The sequence below is a fragment of the Luteibacter sp. UNC138MFCol5.1 genome (assembly GCF_900110505.1).
Lineage (GTDB): Bacteria > Pseudomonadota > Gammaproteobacteria > Xanthomonadales > Rhodanobacteraceae > Luteibacter.
Genome location: NZ_FODZ01000002.1, coordinates 168,292 through 185,665, shown reverse-complemented (window position 1 = coordinate 185,665; position 17,374 = coordinate 168,292). Strand labels below are relative to the sequence as shown.

Annotated in this window: 16 protein-coding genes; 8 read left to right on the top strand and 8 right to left on the bottom strand. The window is 69.5% G+C overall.

The window, feature by feature from the left end; genetic code table 11:
* Positions 1-141: 141 nt before the first annotated feature.
* Positions 142-684: a phosphatase PAP2 family protein gene (locus BMY69_RS05200; protein ID WP_090052843.1), complete on the bottom strand. Its 543-nt coding sequence runs from the start codon at positions 682-684 to the stop codon at positions 142-144.
* The gene (locus BMY69_RS05195) at positions 656-1,816 is read right to left on the bottom strand and encodes a glycosyltransferase family 4 protein (protein WP_090175820.1); all 1,161 of its coding nucleotides are present in this window, start codon (positions 1,814-1,816) and stop codon (positions 656-658) included. Before BMY69_RS05195 ends, BMY69_RS05200 begins: the two co-directional genes overlap by 29 nt.
* A gap of 351 nt (positions 1,817-2,167) precedes the next feature.
* Between BMY69_RS05195 and gltX the strand changes: the two genes are divergently transcribed.
* The 3 genes from gltX (at position 2,168) to BMY69_RS05180 (ending at position 4,476) form a co-directional block, all read left to right on the top strand.
* Complete coding sequence (gene gltX / locus BMY69_RS05190; RefSeq protein ID WP_090175818.1) at positions 2,168-3,571, top strand: glutamate--tRNA ligase; 1,404 nt, start codon at positions 2,168-2,170, stop codon at positions 3,569-3,571.
* Between the two features lie 109 nt (positions 3,572-3,680).
* On the top strand, positions 3,681-3,956 hold the full coding sequence (locus BMY69_RS05185) for a hypothetical protein (protein ID WP_090175816.1): 276 nt from the start codon (positions 3,681-3,683) through the stop codon (positions 3,954-3,956).
* A 40-nt stretch (positions 3,957-3,996) separates the two neighbouring features.
* Positions 3,997-4,476 carry a transcriptional repressor gene (locus tag BMY69_RS05180; protein WP_090175814.1) on the top strand — a complete coding sequence of 160 codons (480 nt, stop codon included), beginning with the start codon at positions 3,997-3,999 and terminating at the stop codon, positions 4,474-4,476.
* A 123-nt stretch (positions 4,477-4,599) separates the two neighbouring features.
* On the opposite strand, the gene BMY69_RS05175 is transcribed toward BMY69_RS05180, so the two are convergent.
* Positions 4,600-6,615, bottom strand: coding sequence for a TonB-dependent receptor domain-containing protein (locus tag BMY69_RS05175; protein WP_090175812.1), 2,016 nt, complete (start codon positions 6,613-6,615; stop codon positions 4,600-4,602).
* A gap of 85 nt (positions 6,616-6,700) precedes the next feature.
* Here BMY69_RS05175 and BMY69_RS05170 point away from each other — a divergent pair, with 85 nt between their 5' ends.
* The 3 genes from BMY69_RS05170 (at position 6,701) to BMY69_RS19975 (ending at position 8,394) form a co-directional block, all read left to right on the top strand.
* Complete coding sequence (locus BMY69_RS05170) at positions 6,701-7,147, top strand: MerC domain-containing protein (protein ID WP_090175811.1); 447 nt, start codon at positions 6,701-6,703, stop codon at positions 7,145-7,147.
* 38 nt (positions 7,148-7,185) lie between these two features.
* Positions 7,186-8,151, top strand: a complete 966-nt coding sequence (locus tag BMY69_RS05165; protein ID WP_090175809.1) for a cation diffusion facilitator family transporter — start codon at positions 7,186-7,188, stop codon at positions 8,149-8,151.
* 81 nt (positions 8,152-8,232) lie between these two features.
* Positions 8,233-8,394, top strand: coding sequence for a 30S ribosomal protein THX (locus tag BMY69_RS19975; RefSeq protein ID WP_090052854.1), 162 nt, complete (start codon positions 8,233-8,235; stop codon positions 8,392-8,394).
* A gap of 49 nt (positions 8,395-8,443) precedes the next feature.
* Here the strand turns inward: BMY69_RS19975 and BMY69_RS05155 are convergent, their stop codons facing one another.
* The 4 genes from BMY69_RS05155 to BMY69_RS05140 all read right to left on the bottom strand — a co-directional run bounded on the left by BMY69_RS05155 (position 8,444) and on the right by BMY69_RS05140 (position 13,661).
* Positions 8,444-9,196, bottom strand: a complete 753-nt coding sequence (locus BMY69_RS05155; RefSeq protein ID WP_090175807.1) for a class I SAM-dependent methyltransferase — start codon at positions 9,194-9,196, stop codon at positions 8,444-8,446.
* Positions 9,193-10,710, bottom strand: a complete 1,518-nt coding sequence (locus BMY69_RS05150; protein WP_090175806.1) for a hypothetical protein — start codon at positions 10,708-10,710, stop codon at positions 9,193-9,195. Before BMY69_RS05150 ends, BMY69_RS05155 begins: the two co-directional genes overlap by 4 nt.
* A 138-nt stretch (positions 10,711-10,848) precedes the next feature.
* Entirely contained in the window at positions 10,849-12,084 is a 1,236-nt protein-coding gene (gene hutI, locus BMY69_RS05145) for an imidazolonepropionase (protein WP_090175804.1), read from the bottom strand.
* Positions 12,081-13,661 (bottom strand): GNAT family N-acetyltransferase, encoded by a 1,581-nt coding sequence (locus BMY69_RS05140; protein WP_090055631.1) that lies wholly within the window; start codon positions 13,659-13,661, stop codon positions 12,081-12,083. Before BMY69_RS05140 ends, hutI begins: the two co-directional genes overlap by 4 nt.
* A 51-nt stretch (positions 13,662-13,712) precedes the next feature.
* Here BMY69_RS05140 and BMY69_RS05135 point away from each other — a divergent pair, with 51 nt between their 5' ends.
* Complete coding sequence (locus BMY69_RS05135; RefSeq protein WP_090175803.1) at positions 13,713-15,065, top strand: formimidoylglutamate deiminase; 1,353 nt, start codon at positions 13,713-13,715, stop codon at positions 15,063-15,065.
* Here the strand turns inward: BMY69_RS05135 and BMY69_RS05130 are convergent.
* On the bottom strand, positions 15,029-15,457 hold the full coding sequence (locus tag BMY69_RS05130) for a hypothetical protein (RefSeq protein ID WP_090175801.1): 429 nt from the start codon (positions 15,455-15,457) through the stop codon (positions 15,029-15,031). The two genes, BMY69_RS05135 and BMY69_RS05130, sit on opposite strands and share 37 nt — an antisense overlap.
* 234 nt (positions 15,458-15,691) lie before the next feature.
* Here BMY69_RS05130 and asnB point away from each other — a divergent pair, with 234 nt between their 5' ends.
* Positions 15,692-17,362 (top strand): asparagine synthase B, encoded by a 1,671-nt coding sequence (gene asnB, locus BMY69_RS05125; RefSeq protein ID WP_090175800.1) that lies wholly within the window; start codon positions 15,692-15,694, stop codon positions 17,360-17,362.
* Positions 17,363-17,374: the final 12 nt, after the last annotated feature.

Sequence of the window (17,374 nt, the reverse complement as noted above, 5' to 3'; positions counted from 1 at the left end):
GCGGCCAGGGCCGCTCCAACAGGTATCGTGTGGGAGCGGACCCGGCCGCGTCAGCTTTTCGCCGGACGCATCAGCCTTGTGACTCACGGCCCCAACGGCGTCGCGGCCAGGGCCGCTCCCACCGCGCCCGAAGAACGAAGTTCAGACCAGCACGCGCTCCGCCCAGAGCGACAGCGTGCCGAGCCCGCCGCCGATCGCCGTGGCGGCGATCACGTCGCTGGGATAGTGCAGCCCGAGCACCACGCGCGACGCGCCGATCAGCGCCGCGAATCCGATCAGGAAGGGCGCGAGCACGGGGTAGTGCGCGACCGCCACGACCGTGAACGCGACGGCCTGCAGCGTGTGGCCCGAGGGAAAGCTGAACTCGTCGAGCGGCGGGACGTGGGCGATGACGCCGGGACAGGTGCGGAAAGGGCGTGGGCGCCGCGTCCAGCGCTTGAGCACGCGATAGAGCATGAGGGCCGTGAGGCCCGTCACGGCCATCTGCGCCGCGACGGCGACACCGTGCCACCCGCCTACGACGGCGATGACGCTCATCAGCGCATACCAGAACACGCCATCGCCGAGCCGGCTGATGGCGCCGAAGAAGATGCCGATGGCGCGACGCGCGCCCCAGCGGTTGGCCGCGACGCACATGCGCCGGTCCAGGTTCGCCCTACGCGGCGACGGCGGTGCTGCGTTCATGGACGTGCTCCTCGGCCAGTGACTGCATGATCGATTCGAAGGCGGCGACGACCGACTCCGGCGAAAGGCTGGCGACCGAGGCGCGCGCGGCACGACCCATCGCGGCGCGCACGGTGGCGTCGGCGCCGAGGGCGGCGGCGCGCTCGATCAGGCCGCCTTCGTTGCCGGGCGCGACCCGGATGCCGTTCTGGCCGTTGCGGATGAATTCACGCGCGGCCGCCTCGGCGTACGCGACCACCGGAACGCCGGAGGCCATGGCCTCGAGCACCACGTTGCCGAACGTCTCGGTGAGGCTTGGAAAGACGAACAGGTCGGCGCTGGCGTAGTACGCCGCGAGTTCGTCGCCGCGGCGCGTGCCGGCGAAGATGACATCCGGATGCGCGGCCTGCAGCGCGGCGCGGCCGGGACCATCGCCCACGATGACGCAACGCGTGCCCGGCACCCGGCGGGCGAGGGCGCGGTAGGCGTCGATGACGACGTGCAGGTTCTTCTCGGGCGCGACGCGTCCGACGCTGAGGACGACCGGCGCGTCGTCCGTCACGCCCCAGGAGGCGCGCAGCGCGTCGTCGCGACGTTCCGGATGGAAGCGCAGCGTATCGACCGCGCGGCGCAGCACGCGCACGTCGTGCACGCCGAGATCGTTGAGTTCGGCGGCGAGCTGGCCGGTCGGCACGAGCGTCGTCTGCGCGCGCCGGTGGAACCGCGCGAGATAGTGCCGCACGAGCGGAGTCAGCGCGCCGAAGCCGTAATGGCCGACGTAGAAATCGAACCGGGTGTGGAACCCCGTGGCGACCGGGATGCCCAGGCGGCGCGCGGCACTGACGGCGCTCCAGCCCAGGGGGCCTTCCGTGGCCACATAGATGGCATCCGGCCGGTCGGAACGCCAGCGGCGTTCGAGACGAAACCGTGCGGGCAGCCCGAAACGCAGGCCCGCGTAGCGAGGCACCGACGCCCCGTCGACCGCGAGGACGTCCATGCCCGCGTCGGCCAGCGGTGGTGTCGCGGGGTGGATGGGGCGAACGAGGTCGACGCTGTGGCCGCGGCGGACGATGCCGCGGGCGAGGGACTGGACGGTCAGGGCGACACCGTTGACGTCCGGTGCGTAGGTTTCGGTGACGATGCCGATGCGCATGGCGGTGCCCCTCGTTGCCTGGCTTGGGGCATGGTGGCCCGCCGCCGTGTCGGGGCGGTTATCGCGATATGACCGGTGGATGACAGGGGAGGGTGGGGGTTGGGAGTTGGGAATTGGGGGCGCACTAACGAGCGCCCGAGGGGGCCGCAGCGTTTGGCGTGCCTCGAGGCGAGTGTCACGCCGCCGGCCCCCTCGAGCGTCCGCCGTGAACAGCGCCCCCAATTCCCAACCCCCAACTCCCGAACTCAACGCCCCCAATTCCCAAGTCCCATCCCCAAGACATCCCCCAACTCCCGCCCACCCCCCACCCACGCTAAACTCCCCCATTGCCCACAAACCCCAACCGCCCCCATGACCGTCCGCACCCGTTTCGCCCCCAGTCCTACCGGCTACCTGCACATCGGCGGCGCGCGCACCGCGCTGTATTGCTGGCTGGAGGCGCGCCGTCGCGGCGGCGAGTTCGTGCTGCGCATCGAGGACACCGATCGCGAGCGTTCGACGCAGGAAGCCGTGCAGGCGATCCTGGACGGCATGTCGTGGCTGGGCCTCGCGCACGACGAAGGTCCGTACTACCAGACGCAGCGCATGGACCGTTATCGCGAAGTGGCCGACCAGCTGCTGCGCGAAGGGAAGGCGTACTACGCGTACGAGACCAAGGAAGAGATCGAGGAGATGCGCAACGCGGCCATGGCCGCGGGCGTGAAGCCGCGCTACAACGGATACTACCGCGACCGTGACGAGCCGCTGCGCGACGACCCGAACCGCGTCATCCGCTTCAAGAACCCGACCTCGGGCAGCGTGGTGTTCGACGACAAGGTCAAGGGGCGCATCGAATGGTCGAACGAGGAGCTGGACGACCTCGTCATCTTCCGTTCCGACGGTTTCCCGACCTACAACTTCGCCGTGGTGGTCGACGACATCGACATGGGCATCACCGAGGTGATCCGCGGCGACGACCACGTCAACAACACCCCGCGCCAGATCAACATCTACAAGGCGCTCGGCGCGCCGGTGCCCGAGTTCGCGCACCTGCCGATGATCCTCGGTCCCGATGGCCAGAAGCTGTCGAAGCGCCACGGCGCGGTGAGCGTGATGCAGTACCGCGACGACGGCTTCCTGCCGCACGCGCTGCTCAACTACCTCGTCCGCCTCGGCTGGTCGCACGGCGATCAGGAAATCTTCTCCGTCGCGCAGATGACCGAACTGTTCGACGTCGCCGACGTCAACAAGGCGGCGTCGCGCTTCGACATCACCAAGCTCTCGTGGCTCAACCAGCATTACCTCAAGACCGACGCGCCCGAGACGCTCGGTCCCGAACTCGCATGGCATCTGGCGAAGATCGGCATCGACGTCGCGCAGGGTCCGGATCCCGCGGATGTCGTGGTCGCGCTGCGCGATCGCGTGCAGACATTCAAGGAAATGGCCGAGCGAGCGAAGATCTGGTACGGGCCGATCGTCGAGTGGGACGAGAAGGCGGTCGAGAAGCACCTGCGCGCGGACACCGCGCCCGCCGCGCTGAACGCCGCGAAGAACGAACTCGCCGCGGTCGCGGCATGGACGCCCGAAGCGGTGCACGGCGCGGTCGAACGCGTCGCCGCGTCGCTGGAACTGGGCATGGGCAAGGTCGCCGCGCCGCTGCGCGTCGCCATGACGGGCACGCAGGTCTCCCCGTCGATCGAACACACCATCTACCTCGCCGGGCGCGAGGGCGCGATCGCGCGCATCGACGAGGCGCTGTTGCGAGCGCAGGGCTGATTTGTCCGGCACCCGCCCAAACCCTTGTAGGAGCGGCCTTGGCCGCGATGGGTGCTTGCCGCAAGCACCCATCGCGGCCAAGGCCGCTCCCACCCGACGGTAGGCGCCCATGGACGAACTGCTAGCCAGAGCCATGCAGGGCGTCGATCCGGATGCGCCGGACGCGTCGGTGCGGATCTTCATGAACCTGATGGCGATCGTGCCGTGGACGGAGCTCGTGCTCTGGCAGATCGCGTTCGTGGTGGTCGGCGCGGTGCTCGGCTACTGGCGCGGACGCGTGAAGGCCGGTGTGATCGGTTCGCTCGTGCTGGGGCCGATCGGCTGGATCTTCCCGTTCCTTCCGCGGCGCACGCCGCCACCGTTGCCGGGGTCGAAAAAGCGCTGAAAGGTCCTCATGTTAGGATGACGGACACGAGGATACCGATGTGACCACGCACGCCGCCCACCACCACGCTCACCAGCACCACGACGACGCCCGCGGCTTCGTCGAGGCGGTGGAGATCGCGTCGACCGAGCGCGGCCTGCGCCTCACGCCGTTGCGCCGTGAGGTGCTCGAACTCGTCGCCGGTGCGGGGAAGCCCGTAAAAGCTTACGACCTGCTCGATCGCCTCCGCGAGAAGCACGGCAACGCCGCGCCGCCCACGGTCTATCGCGCGCTCGATTTCCTCCTCGAGAACGGCTTCATCCACAAGCTGGAATCCATCAACGCGTTCGTCTCGTGCCATCACCCGGCCGAGGCGCACCAGGTGCCGTTCCTCATCTGCGATACCTGCCAGTGCGCGCAGGAAGTCTGCGACGAACGCGTCGCCGAACTGATCGAGGCGCAGGCGAAAGCCCTCGGCTTCCGCCCGCAGGCCCAGACCCTCGAAGTGCACGGCATCTGCCGGAACTGCCTCGAGTCCTGACACCGCGGTGGTAGGAGCGCGCCCTGCGCGCGACATCTTTTCGCGACAGCGCTACAGGCCCTGTCAGTCTGTCGCGAAGAGCTGTCGCGGCCAGGTCCGCTCCTACAACCAAGGCATCGATGGTCAGAAGAACGCGCGCAGACCCACCGAGACGTTCCGGCCCGGCAGCGGCGCGACATCCTTGAACAACGACGTAGCCGGACGGGCGGTCTGGTTGGTCAGGTTGTTGCCGTCCACGAAGGCTTCCCACTGGCTGCGTTCGTCATTGACGAAGGTCCAGGCGAAGTGGGCGTTGACGAGCGTGTAGCCGGCCGTGTCCGTTTCGAACGCGGCGATCCTGTCCTGCTTCATGTAACGCACGGCGCCGACGCTCGCGCGGAAGCCGTCGGTGTTCCAGCTCAGCGTGCTGCCGACGCGACCGGCGGGGATGCGCGGCACGTTGCCCGCGCCATCCGAGAGCGTCGCGCGCACGGTGTCCCCGAAGACGCGCAGGTCCCAGTGGCCGGACGGGCCCTTGGCGAGGTGGAAGGTCGCTTCGGCTTCGGCGCCGCGGAACGTCGCGTCGTTCTGCGACCAGATGCGCACCGGCAGGTCGTCCTCGATCTCGCCGGTGTCGGCGAGGTAGATGAAGTTCTTGTACCGGTTGTAGTACGCGGCGATCTTGCCTTCGACGAACTCGCCGTGGAAATGCAGGCCGAGTTCCGCCTGGTTCGACTTTTCCTTCGTGAGGTCGCTGCCGATCTCGAACGTGTTCGAGGCCTCGTGCGGCCCGTTGGCGAAGAGTTCCTCTTCGGACGGCGCGCGTTCGGCATGATCGAGGTTCAGCGACAGATGCCACTGCTCCGCGAAACGCCAGGCGACACCGGCGGAGAAACTGTTCGGGCTGTAGTCGCGCTTCGGACCGTCGTCCGGATCGACGCTCTGCCTGTCGTGGCGCGCGCCGAGCTCGACCTTGAACGGGCCGAAGTCGCGCTGCTCGGTCAGGAACACGCCGACGCCGCTGGTCGTGGTGGCCGGAACGAAGGTCTCCTCGCCGACGGCCGCGAACTGGCGGTGCTGCGTCTGCACGCCGAACGCGCCTTCCCAGCCGGCGAGCGGCTCGTGCGTGACCAGGAGGCGGCCCTGGTTGCTGTTCGTGGTGAAGGTGGTGCCCGGTACGTCGCCTTCGTACTCGACGTGCTGGTACGCGCCATGGCCCAGGCTGAAATCGACCTTCGCGATGCCGTCGAACGGCTTCACCAGGCCGCCCTTCAGGGTGTAGTTGGTCTGCGCCATCTTGATGTGGACCGGATCCTCGCCTTCGGCCGGATCGCCGGGCTCGGCCGGGCTGCCGTAGAGGTCGAGGAAGCGCGACACCGACAGACCGACGAAGCCCCACGAACCGAGCAGCGACGCGCCCACCGAGCCCGAGGTCGTCTTCACCGCGCTGTTGGCCAGCGTGCCGCCGGGAATGTCGTAGTCCTCGTTGTCGCGGTGCATGCCGTCCACGTGGATGGCGAACCGGTCGTTGCCCGCGTCGAGGCGGAGCAGGCCGGTCTTGCCATCCGAGACGGAATCGCCGCGCACTTCCGCGCGCCCGGCGAAGCCGTTGTCCGGGGCCTTTTCGGGAACGCGCCCGTCGACGACGTTGACGACGCCGCCGATCGCGCCCGAGCCGTAGAGCAGGGTGGCCGGACCCTTGAGCACCTCGATCTGGTCGGCGAGGAACGGCTCGAGGGTGACCGCGTGGTCCTGGCTGACGTTCGACACGTCCTGGGACGAGAGGCCGTTCTCGAGCACCGCCACGCGCGGGCCGTCGAGGCCGCGGATCACGGGTCGGCCCACCGCGGTACCGAGCGCGGAACTCTGCACGCCGGGGATGGAGGACACCGTCTCGCCGAGCGACACGCCCTTGGCGTCGTCAAGCGCCGAGCCTGCCAGCACCGCCACGGGCGCCACGATCTGATCGGCCTTCTGACCGCCCGGCACGGCGTTGACCACGATGGCGTCGAGCTTGTCGACGTGCTTGCGGCTCTTGCCCTGGGCGTCGGTCGCCCCCACCGAGGGCGGGGTCCCGTCCTGGGCGGCGTCGTCCGCCATCACGGGCAGGGACGTGCCGAAACTCGCGGCCAGGGCCAGGGCGATAAGGGTTCTGCGCATCGGGTGGAGCTCCAGTTGGGTTTTGCAATGTTATAAAGTATCATCGCTTGCCTCGACCCGTGCAACTAGTCACGCTATGTCTTCCATGACCGACTCCGCCGCCGAACCCGAAGTACCGCGCCGCTGGTGGCACGCCGCCGACCGCCTGGGCGCGACGGCGTCCTTCCTGTGCGCCATCCACTGCGCCGCGCTGCCGTTCGTGATCGCGCTGCTGCCGCTCATCGGGCTTTCGTTCCTGGCCGACCACCGCTTCGAAGCCGGTTTCGTCGGTTTCGCCTGCGTGCTGGCCAGCGTCGCGCTCGTTTCCGGCTTCCGGCGTCACCGCCGCCGCCTGCCGTTGCTGCTCGCGGTGCCGGGGCTTCTCCTGCTGATCCTCGGCGTGACGTTCCTGCACGGTGGCTCGCTGTTTGTGCACAGCGTCCTCGTCACGTGCGGCGGTTTCCTCGTCGCCGCGGCGCACTTCGTCAACCTGCGCGTCGACCGCGGCGAGCACGCCGGACACATCCACGGGCCGTCCTGCGCGCACCCGTGATTGTGTAACCGCGTCGCTCGCGCCTAGCCTTCCTTCCCATGGCACACGACCACTCCCATTCGCACGGGCACGCGCACGCCCACGATCACGACCACAGCCACGTCGAGGGCGGTAGCGAGCGCAAGCTGCTGTTCGCTTTCGTGCTCACGCTGCTCATGCTGGTCGCCGAGGCGGCCGGCGGCATCGTGTCCGGATCGCTGGCGCTGCTGGCCGACGCCGGCCACATGCTGGTCGACGCGCTCGCGCTTCTGCTCGCGTTCCTGGGGGCGCGTTTCGCCGCGCGTCCGGCCGACTCGCGGCGCACCTATGGCTACGGCCGCATCGAAGTCCTCGCGGGCTTCGTCAACGCGCTCACCCAGTTCGCGCTGGTGGCCTTCATCGTCTACGAGGCGGTGCAGCGCCTGTTCCATCCGGAGCCGATCCTCTCGGGCGTGATGCTCGTCGTCGCCGTGCTCGGCCTCGTGGCAAACGTCGTGGTGCTGCGCACGCTGCACGGCCACGATCCCGACGACGTGAACATGGCCGGCGCGAGCCTGCACGTGCTGGGCGACCTGCTCGGATCGGTCGCGGCCGTGCTCGCGGCACTCGCCGTGCGCTGGCTCGACTGGAACTGGGCCGACCCGGTGCTCTCGATCCTCGTGTCGCTGCTGATCCTGCGCAGCGCGTGGTCGCTCGTCCGTCGCTCGGGCCACATCCTGCTGGAGGGCACGCCCGAGGGCGTCAATCTCGGGGACGTGCAGCGCGAGCTCCACGCCGTCGACGCGATCATCGTGGACATCCACCACGTGCACGTGTGGCAGGTCACCGCCGGCTCGCGCATGGCCACGCTGCACGCCGAGCTCGCGCCCGGCGCGGAGCAGGCGGATCAGGCGCGCGTCCTGACGGCGATCAAGACGTTGCTCAGCGATCGCTGGCGCGTCGATCACGCCACGGTCCAGTTCGATCCGGGCCCGTGCCCCGACGAACTCGAGGGCTGCGGCAAGGCGGGCCCGCACGCGCATTGAGGGGCTCCCCTTGCGCTTTACGCGGCCGCTGATACGATGTCCGGCCGTTCCTCTTCATCATTACGAATCAAGGAGTTTCCCATGGGCAAGGGCGACCGCCGCACCCGTCGCGGCAAGATCTACCGTTCCAGCTATGGCAAGGCCCGTCCGCACGTGGACGTCGTCTCCGGCGCCGCCGTCGCGAAGCCGGCCGCCGCCAAGCCCGCCGCCGCCAAGAAGGCCGCGCCGCGCAAGAAGGCCTGAGCCTTCGCCACGCGTGAAGAAAATCCCGCCTCGGCGGGATTTTTTTTGCTCAGAGTTCCAGCCGGTCCGCGAATTCGAACGTTCCGTCCGCCGGCGCGGCGATGACGTTCTGCTGGACCATGCCCGGAAAGACGTTGGTGTCGTTGCCGGCGTGGTTGTCGACGTTGAAGAGATAGGGCACGTGCGACCAGACGCGGTAGCCCAGCGCCTTGAGCGCGTCCACCTCGGCACGCGCTTCGTCGATGCCCGTCAGGCGCGCGTAGACCAGCGGACGGTGGGTGCGGATCGTGTCGCCCGCACCGGCCAGCAGGTCGACCAGCGCGTGCGACTGGTTGACCTTCAGCAGATGCAGGGCGTCGAGGCGCAGGCTGTCGACGGTGGCCAGGCGGACTTTCTCGTCGCCGGCGCGCGCGCCCGGCAGCATCGACGCGAGCGACACCTGGCCCTTGCCCTTGCCGAGCCAGACGGGATGGGTGAAGACGTTGTCCAGTCCATTGATCGCGACGTTCGCGCAGGTCTGCTGAAAGCGGATGCGGCGCGGTTCGGCCACGTGGACCTGGCCGGCCGGTCCCACCGCCTGCGCCATCCAGAGGGCGTGTGCGGCGTAGTCGCCGCCGAATTCGAGCACGGTGTGCCCTTCGTCGACGAGGCCGCTGAGCAGCGTGGTTTCCTGTTCGGCCCACTCGCCGTAGAGCTGCAGCGAGCGGGCCGCCGCCGTCTCGGTGGCGACGGGCGTGGCGATCCCGTAGCGGGTGGTCCAGAACGGTTGGCGGGCATCGCCCGTGGAGCTTGCGGTCATCATGGCGGATCGGTTTCCGTGGGGGAGGGAAGGCTTTCGTAGAGACGCTGGACGGCGCGGCGTCGCGCGAGCGCGGCGCTTCGCCACGCGGGGGATGCCTCGGCGAGGAAGGCGTGCACCAGCGCGTGCGTGCACGCGTTCTCGGCGGCGGGTGCGGGCAGCAGCGCCGCGCGTCGCTCCGCGGCGGTCGCGAGGAGCAGGGCCGTTTCCGCATCGGGCTGGCATCGGTAGGCCTCGTCGAGCAGGCGTTGCGCCTCGTCGAGTCGCGCCAGGCGCGCATCGGTCCGGCACAGGGCGGCACGATGGAGCAGGATCTCGCCACGGCGTCGGCGCGCGCGGTCGCCGCCTTCGCCGCCCTCGCTGGCCAATGCGTCACAGGCGGTGTCGGCCTCGTCGAGCCGCGCGCTGGCGGCGGCTCCCAGCGACCACGACGCCCACGCGAGCAGTACGTCGATGCGCGCGTCGATGAGAAGCGGATCGACGGCGCCGGCGAGCCCTGCGGCGAGTTCACGGATCGCGAAGAGGCGGGTCGCACCGCTCAGGCGCTCGATGTTCGCGAGATGCAGCCGGACCAGAAGGGCTTCGGCGTGCGGGCGATCGGTTTCCGCCATCGACGCCTTTACGCGTGCCACGTCGGCCACGATGTCGGTCATCTGTCGCGCCGCGTCGCGTGGTGGTAGTTCGAGGGCGAGCGCGGCGTCGATTGCGGGGGCGAGCCAGCGGGCGAGGTGCTCGTCGTCACCACTGTCGTCGAGGTGGTCGGCGATGAGGTCGCGCCACGCACGCAAGGCCTCGGATGACGCGTCGGCGAGTCTCAGGCGCGGGTACGTCGGGTCGCCGACCAGGAACGGGCCGGCGTCGCCCGCCGCGTTCGCCAGCGCCGTGTGCAGCGTCGGGTACGTCGTCTCGGGTACGGAGCGTCTGTCGTCATGCGGCGGGACGAGCAGATCGACGGCCGGCGCCACCATGTGCAGGCCGGGCGCTTCGTAGCGTGACGGCTGGTAAATCCAGGTCGGTGACGGCGTGGATATCGGGGCCGTGTCGGTCGGCGGCGGCGCGGACGGTTCGCCCGGGGCCTGCTCCGGCGCATCGTCGGCTGGGTCGACGAAGAACGCGGCGATGCTCGGGGCCGGCGACGCGACCGGACGTCGCCGACGACGAACGAGAACGAAGGCGAGCGCTCCGATACCACCGCCACCGGCCAGCAACGCCCACGGCGACCATCGCCAGCGCGGGGCCCGTTCGTGGTCGGGAGTCTCCCGGGATGCGGCTGTGGTGACGGCGGCGGAGGGCGCGGGCGCCGGCGGCGCCGACGTCGCGGACGCGACCTGGCCGAAACCCTCCATCGCATCGAGCATGCGGTTGACGTCGCGCATCTGCCGCGCGCGGCGTGCGTGCTCGGCCTCGTGATCGACCGCGTCCGTGCAGGCCGCGACCGTCATCGCCAGGAATCCGGCGATCGCCACGGGGATGCGGCGGATGTGGCGCCGGTCGGGGCGCGGCGATGGGTCCTTCAACGATCTTCCTCCGGCCGCGCGATGGCCTTGCGCGGACGTTCCATGGTCGGACGGCGCCAGAGGCGACGTCCGACCATGTTATGCGGCGGAGCCCGACGGGATCGATGGAAGTTTTCTGAAAAAAGTGCCGGATTTGACTCAGGTCGCGACGCGCTCGCCCGCGATCCAGAGGTCCCGAAGCAGCGACCCGCCGATCCAGTAGCAGAGTTCCGGGAGGTGCTTCACGTTCCACACCGCGATGTCGGCACGCTTGCCCGGCGCGAGGACGCCGCGATCGTCGAGGCCGAGGGCGCGGGCGGCGTTGACCGTCGTGCCACGGAGGGCCTCCTCGGGCGTGAGGCGGAACAGGGTGCAGGCCATGTTCATCGCCAGGCGCAGCGACAGCAGCGGCGAGGTGCCCGGGTTGAGATCCGTCGCCACGGCCATCGCCACGCCGTGGTCGCGGAACGCGCCCACTGGCGGCGGACGCGTGTCGCGCAGCGCGTAATAGGCCCCGGGTAACAGCACCGCCACGGTGCCGGCCGCGGCCATGGCGTGCACGCCGTCCTCGCTGGTCCATTCGAGGTGGTCGGCGGAGAGCCCGTTGTATCGCGCCACGAGCGCCGCGCCGCCCAGGTCGGACAGCTGCTCCGCGTGGAGCTTGACCGGCAGGCCCAGCGCGGTCGCCTTCTCGAACAGGCGCTGCGTCTCGGCGTGCGTGAAGCCGATGCCTTCGCAGAAGGCGTCGACCGCGTCGACCAGTTCCTCGTCCGCGAGCGACGGCAGCATGATGTCGCAGACCAGCGCGACGTACTCGTCGCGTCGTCCGGCGTATTCCGGCGGAAGCGCGTGCAGGCCGAGGAACGTGGTGCGCACGTCGACGCCGAGCACCTCGCCGATCCGCCGTGCCACCCGCAGCATGCGGCGCTCGGCGTCTGGCTCGAGTCCGTAGCCGGACTTGATCTCCAGCGTCGTGACGCCGTCGGCCAGCAGCGCGCGTGCGCGGGGTAGCGACTGGCGCAGCAGCTCGTCCTCGTTCGCGGCGCGGGTCGCGCGCACGCTGGAAACGATGCCGCCGCCCGCGAGGGCGATCTCCTCGTACGTGGCGCCCTCCAGGCGCCGCTCGAACTCCGTCGCGCGGTCGCCGCCGAAGACCAGGTGCGTGTGGCAGTCGATGAGGCCCGGCGTCACCCATGTACCGGGAAGCGATTCGACATGACGCGCGAGCGCATGCGGATCGCCGGGCAGGGCCGACATCGGCCCGGCGAAGGCGATGCGGTCGTCACGCCAGCCGATGGCGGCGCCTTCGATGGCGCCGCAGGGCGCGCCGTCGTCGCGCATCGTCGCCAGGCTCACGTCGACGAGCAGGTGGTCCCAGCGCGTGTCGTCCGTCATGGCTGGCCTTCGCTGGCGACGCCGCGCGCCCAGCGCACCTCGTAGAGGTCGTAGCGACGGTCCTTGAGGTTCTGCACCGCGCCGGAGTTGCGCGCGCGGGCGAGGTTCTCGAGGCGCAGGTCGGCGAACAGGACGGTTTCGATGTTCGGCGTGGAATCCGCCGCGATGCCGTCGCGCGCGAAGGGGAAGTCGCTGGGCGTCAGGATGCAGCTCTGCCCGTACTGGATGTCGAAATTGTTGACCCCCGGCAGGTTGCCCACGTTGCCCGAGAGCACCACATAGCACTGGTTCTCGATCGCGCGCGCCTGCGAGCAGTAACGCACGCGCAGGTAGCCTTCGCGCACGTCGGTGCAGAAGGGTACGAAGAGGATCAGCGCGCCCTGGTCCGTGAGGTGGCGTGCCACCTCGGGGAACTCCGAGTCGTAGCAGATCATCACGCCGATCGGGCCGCAGTCGGTGGGGATGGTCGCCGCGGCGTCGCCGCCCGTGATGTTCCAGACGTTGCGCTCGCTCGGCGTCGGATGCAGCTTCTCGCGCTCGTGGATCGATCCGTCGCGCAGGCAGACGTAGCAGACGTTGTGGATGTCGCCGTTCGGCTGGCGCGTGGGATGCGAGCCGCCGATGATGTTGATGTTGTAGTGCACGGCCAGACGGTGGAAGAGCGCCTTGACCTCGTCCGTGTACTCCGAGAGCCGACGGATGGAGTCCACCGGCGACAGTTCGGCGTTCTCGATGGACAGCAGCTGCAGCGTGATCAGTTCCGGGAACGCGACGAAGTCGGCGTCGTAATCCGCCGCGATGTCGACGAAGTACTCGACCTGCTTCGCGAATTCGTCGAAGGATCCGATGCGTCGCTGCTGGTACTGCACCGAGGCGACGCGCACGGAATCCGGCAGCCGGTGGCTCTGCGAAACGCGCGGCACATCGGGCTGGTCGTGTCGCTGCGGGTTGCGCCAGACCAGCAGCGCCGCGTAGCCGAGCGATTCGTGGTCGGACGGCACGTACTCGCGCAGCAGGCCGACCATCTCGAAGCCGTTGCGCAGCTGGAAGCTCAGCGTCGGATCGCGGCGGCTGCCGTCCACCACGGCCTGCGCGTACGCCTCCGCGCTGCCGTAGCGGCCGATCGCGCGCGCCAGGCCCGGCATGCGGCCGCCGAACACGATGCCGCGGAGCTTCAGATCGGTGCAGAGCCGCTTGCGCGCCTGGTAGAGCCGCTGCCCGATACGCATGCCCCGGTAGTCGGGATGGACCACGACCTCCATGCCGTAGAGCCAGTCGCCCTTGGGATCGTGGCGCGAGGCGAAGCCGCCGCCCGTGATCTGCATCCAGGTGTGCGGAGCCAGTGCCAGGGATTCGCCGATGCGGAAGGTGGCGCAGAAGCCGACGATCCGGCCCTCGTATTCGACGACGAACTGGCCTTCGGGGAAGTGCGTCTGCTGGCCCTGCAGCATTTCCGCGGAGTGGCCCCATTCGGGCGTGTAGACCCGCGCCGTAAGGGCGACCAGCTCGGGAACGTCGACGGGCCGCGCCTGGCGCAGCAGGAGTTTGGGCGGATGCGTGTTCGGGGATTCGGTCATGCCCCGATTATGCGCGGTACCATGCGACGAATTCATCGACGGATCGCACCCATGCCGCACGCCGCCTTCAACGCCGACTTCTTCTGGCAGGACGGTGCCTGGCGGGCCGGGGAAGCCGCGCTCGGGGTGACCGCCGGGCGCTTCGCCACGGCGACGCGAGGCGAACGCATCGGCCGCTTCGTGCTTCCGGGCATGCCGAACCTGCATTCGCACGCGTTCCAGCGGGCGATGGCAGGCCTGGCCGAACGCCGCGGTCCGGGCGAGGACAGCTTCTGGACCTGGCGCGAAACCATGTACGCCTTCGCCGAGGCCGTGGACCCCGACGACCTGAAGGCCATCGCCACGCAGCTCTACGTCGAGATGGTCAAGGCGGGTTACACGCAGGTCTGCGAGTTCCATTACCTGCATCATGGCCCGCGCGGCGTGCCGTACGCCGATCCCGCGACGATGTCGCTGGCCCTGATCGAGGCCGCGAAGGAGGCGGGTATCGGCCTGACGCTGCTCCCGGTGCTCTACATGACGGGCGGGTTCGACGGCCGCCCACTGACGGAGCGGCAACAGCGCTTCCGCCATGACGTGGGCGGATTCGTCCGGCTGCTGGAGCGGCTGGCGCCGTTACAGGACGACATGTTCACCCTCGGCATCGCGCTGCACTCGTTGCGCGCCGTGCCCGAGGAGGCGATGCGCGCGTTGCTGGCCACGGGCATCGCGAAGGATCTTCCGGTGCACATCCACATCGCCGAGCAGATCGGCGAGGTGCAGGACTGCCTCTCGGTCCGCGGCGCGCGGCCGGTGGAATGGCTGCTCGACCACGCGGACGTCGACGCGCGCTGGACGCTCGTCCATGCCACGCACCTGACCGCGCACGAGACGGACCGGCTGGCGAAGAGCGGGGCGGTGGCGGGCCTTTGCCCGACCACGGAAGCGAACCTCGGCGACGGCCTGTTCCCGCTGGCGCCGTTCCTCGACGCAGGTGGCACCTTCGGTATCGGATCGGACTCGCACATCTCGGTATCGCCCGTCGAAGAGCTGCGCTGGCTCGAATACGGGCAGCGCCTCGTCACGCGCCATCGCAACGTCGCGGCCCGCGTGCCCGAGGAAAGCGTCGGTACCGCGCTATGGCAACGTGCGCTCGACGGCGGCACGCGCGCGGCGGGGGCGGACATCGGTCGCCTGCTCGAGGGGGCGCGCGCCGACCTGCTCGTGCTCGACGACGCGTCGCCGCTGCTGGCGGCACGCGACGAAGCCGACGTGATCGACAGCTTCCTCTTCGCGGGCAACACGCCGCTGGTGCGCGACGTGATGGTCGGCGGGCAGTGGCGCGTTCGCGACTTCGCGCACGCCGGGGAGGAGGCGATCGCCCGGGCTTATCGGGGCGTGGTGGAGAAGCTGGCCGCCGCGTGAGCCGCGGGCCCCGACGGACACTTCGGCTTGCCGTAGAGACCCTCGGCCGACGGCTCGTTGCGCTTCGCGGCCTCGGCGGACGCGTAGATCGACACGCCCAGGTCGCAACGGTTGGGCCGGAGCGTCAGGCGCACGGTATCCATGCGGGTCCGCGCGACGTCGTCGAGCGAACAGGTGGTGCCCGGCGCGAGGCGCAGCGTGACGCTGTCGCCGTCGCTGGCGAGCACCTCGAAGCGCGCGTTCGCGCAGCCTTTCCAGCTCAGCGTGTCCTTGCCGATGCTCAGCGTGCGCAGGCCGAGAAAGGCGTTGCTGTACGGATCCCAGTCGCCGGCGAGCCAGTCGGGCGTGGCCGGCGTGGAAGAAAGGAGGGCGAGGGCGAGCAGGGTGTTCATGCCCGCGATGATAGACGTCCTTCGGTTAACGGTTGCTTGCGCGAGGGTCCCGATCGTGTTCTAGTCGATCCATGATCCGCATCGCCGCCAATAACGCCAATACCAATAATGCCCGGAACCTCGGGAGGGTCGGCGTGTAGGCGGTTGCAAGCGAAACCACCGGAATACACGAAAGGCCCGCCCTCACAGGCGGGCCTTTTTCTTTGCGCGTTTCACCCTTCGGGAGCCACGATCATGTGTTCGATCTTCGGGATGTTCGGTCTGACGCAGGGCGACGATCTCGTCGCCCTGCGTCGCCAGGCCATGGAACTGTCGCAACGCCAGCGCCACCGCGGGCCCGACTGGAGCGGTGTCTACGTCGACCAGGGCGCGATCCTCGTCCACGAGCGCCTCGCCATCGTCGATCCGGCGAGCGGCGCGCAGCCGTTGCGCTCGGTCGACGGCGAGCTGGCGCTGGCGGTGAACGGCGAGATCTACAACCATCGCGAGCTGCGCGCCGCCAGCGGCTACGCCTTCACCACCGGGTCCGACTGCGAGGTGATCAACGCGCTGTATCGCGAGGAAGGCGCGGGATTCCTGGGCCGGCTCAACGGCATCTTCGCCTTCGCGCTGTGGGACGCGAAGCGGCGTCGGTACCTCATCGCGCGCGACGCGCTCGGCGTGTGTCCGCTGTATTGGGGCCACGATCGCGAAGGGCGCCTCTGCGTCGCCTCCGAGATGAAGTCGCTGGTCGGCGTCTGCGCCGACGTCGCACCCTTCCCGCCGGGCCACGTCTACGACAGCGAGCGCGGCGAGGCTGTGCCGTACTGGACGCCGGCATGGCGCGACTACGACGCCACCCAGGGCAGATCCATCGAGCCGGCCGCATTGCGCGCCGCGTTCGAGGCGGCGGTCCACCGGCAGATGATGACGGACGTCCCGTATGGCGTGCTGCTTTCCGGCGGGCTGGATTCCTCGCTGGTCGCCGCGGTGGCCGCGAGCTTCGCGCGCAAGCGTATCGAGGACGACGACCGCGACGAGGCGTGGTGGCCACGGCTGCATTCGTTCGCGATCGGCCTCGAAGGCTCGCCGGACCTGAAGGCGGCGGAGGTCGCGGCCGAGGCGCTGGGCACCGTGCACCACGGGTTCCGCTACACGTTCGAGGAAGGCCTCGACGCGTTGCCGGAAGTGATCCGCCACATCGAGACCTACGACGTCACGACGATCCGCGCCTCCACGCCGATGTTCCTGCTCGCGCGGCGCATCAAGGCGATGGGCGTGAAGATGGTGCTCTCCGGCGAGGGTTCCGACGAGGTGTTCGGCGGTTACCTGTACTTCCACAAGGCGCCGTCGGCCCGGGCGTTCCACGAGGAGACGATCCGCAAGCTGGACGCCCTGCATTACTACGACTGCCTGCGCGCCAACAAATCCATGTCGGCCTGGGGCGTCGAGGCCCGCGTGCCGTTCCTGGACGTCGATTTCCTGGACACCGCGATGGCGTTCGACGCCGAGGCGAAGTTGGTGTCCCGCAAGGGCATCGAGAAGGGGATCCTCCGCGAGGCGTTCGAGGGTGTGCTGCCCGACGAGATCCTCTGGCGGCAGAAGGAGCAGTTCAGCGACGGCGTCGGCTACGGCTGGATCGACGGGCTCAAGGCCCACGCCGAGGCCATGGTTTCCGACCGGGAATTCGCCGCCGCGGCCTCGCGGTTCCCGCTGAACACCCCCGCCACCAAGGAGGCGTTCTTCTACCGGACGATCTTCGAGAAGCATTTCCCGGGCGAGGCCTGCGCCGCGACGGTCCCGGGCGGCAAGTCGATCGCCTGCTCCTCGCCGGCCGCGCTGGCGTGGGATCCCGCGTTCGCCGCCGCGGCCGACCCGTCGGGGCGGGCGGTGCGAGGTGTTCATCAGGAGGCCCTCCCGGCGTAGGAGCGCGCCCTG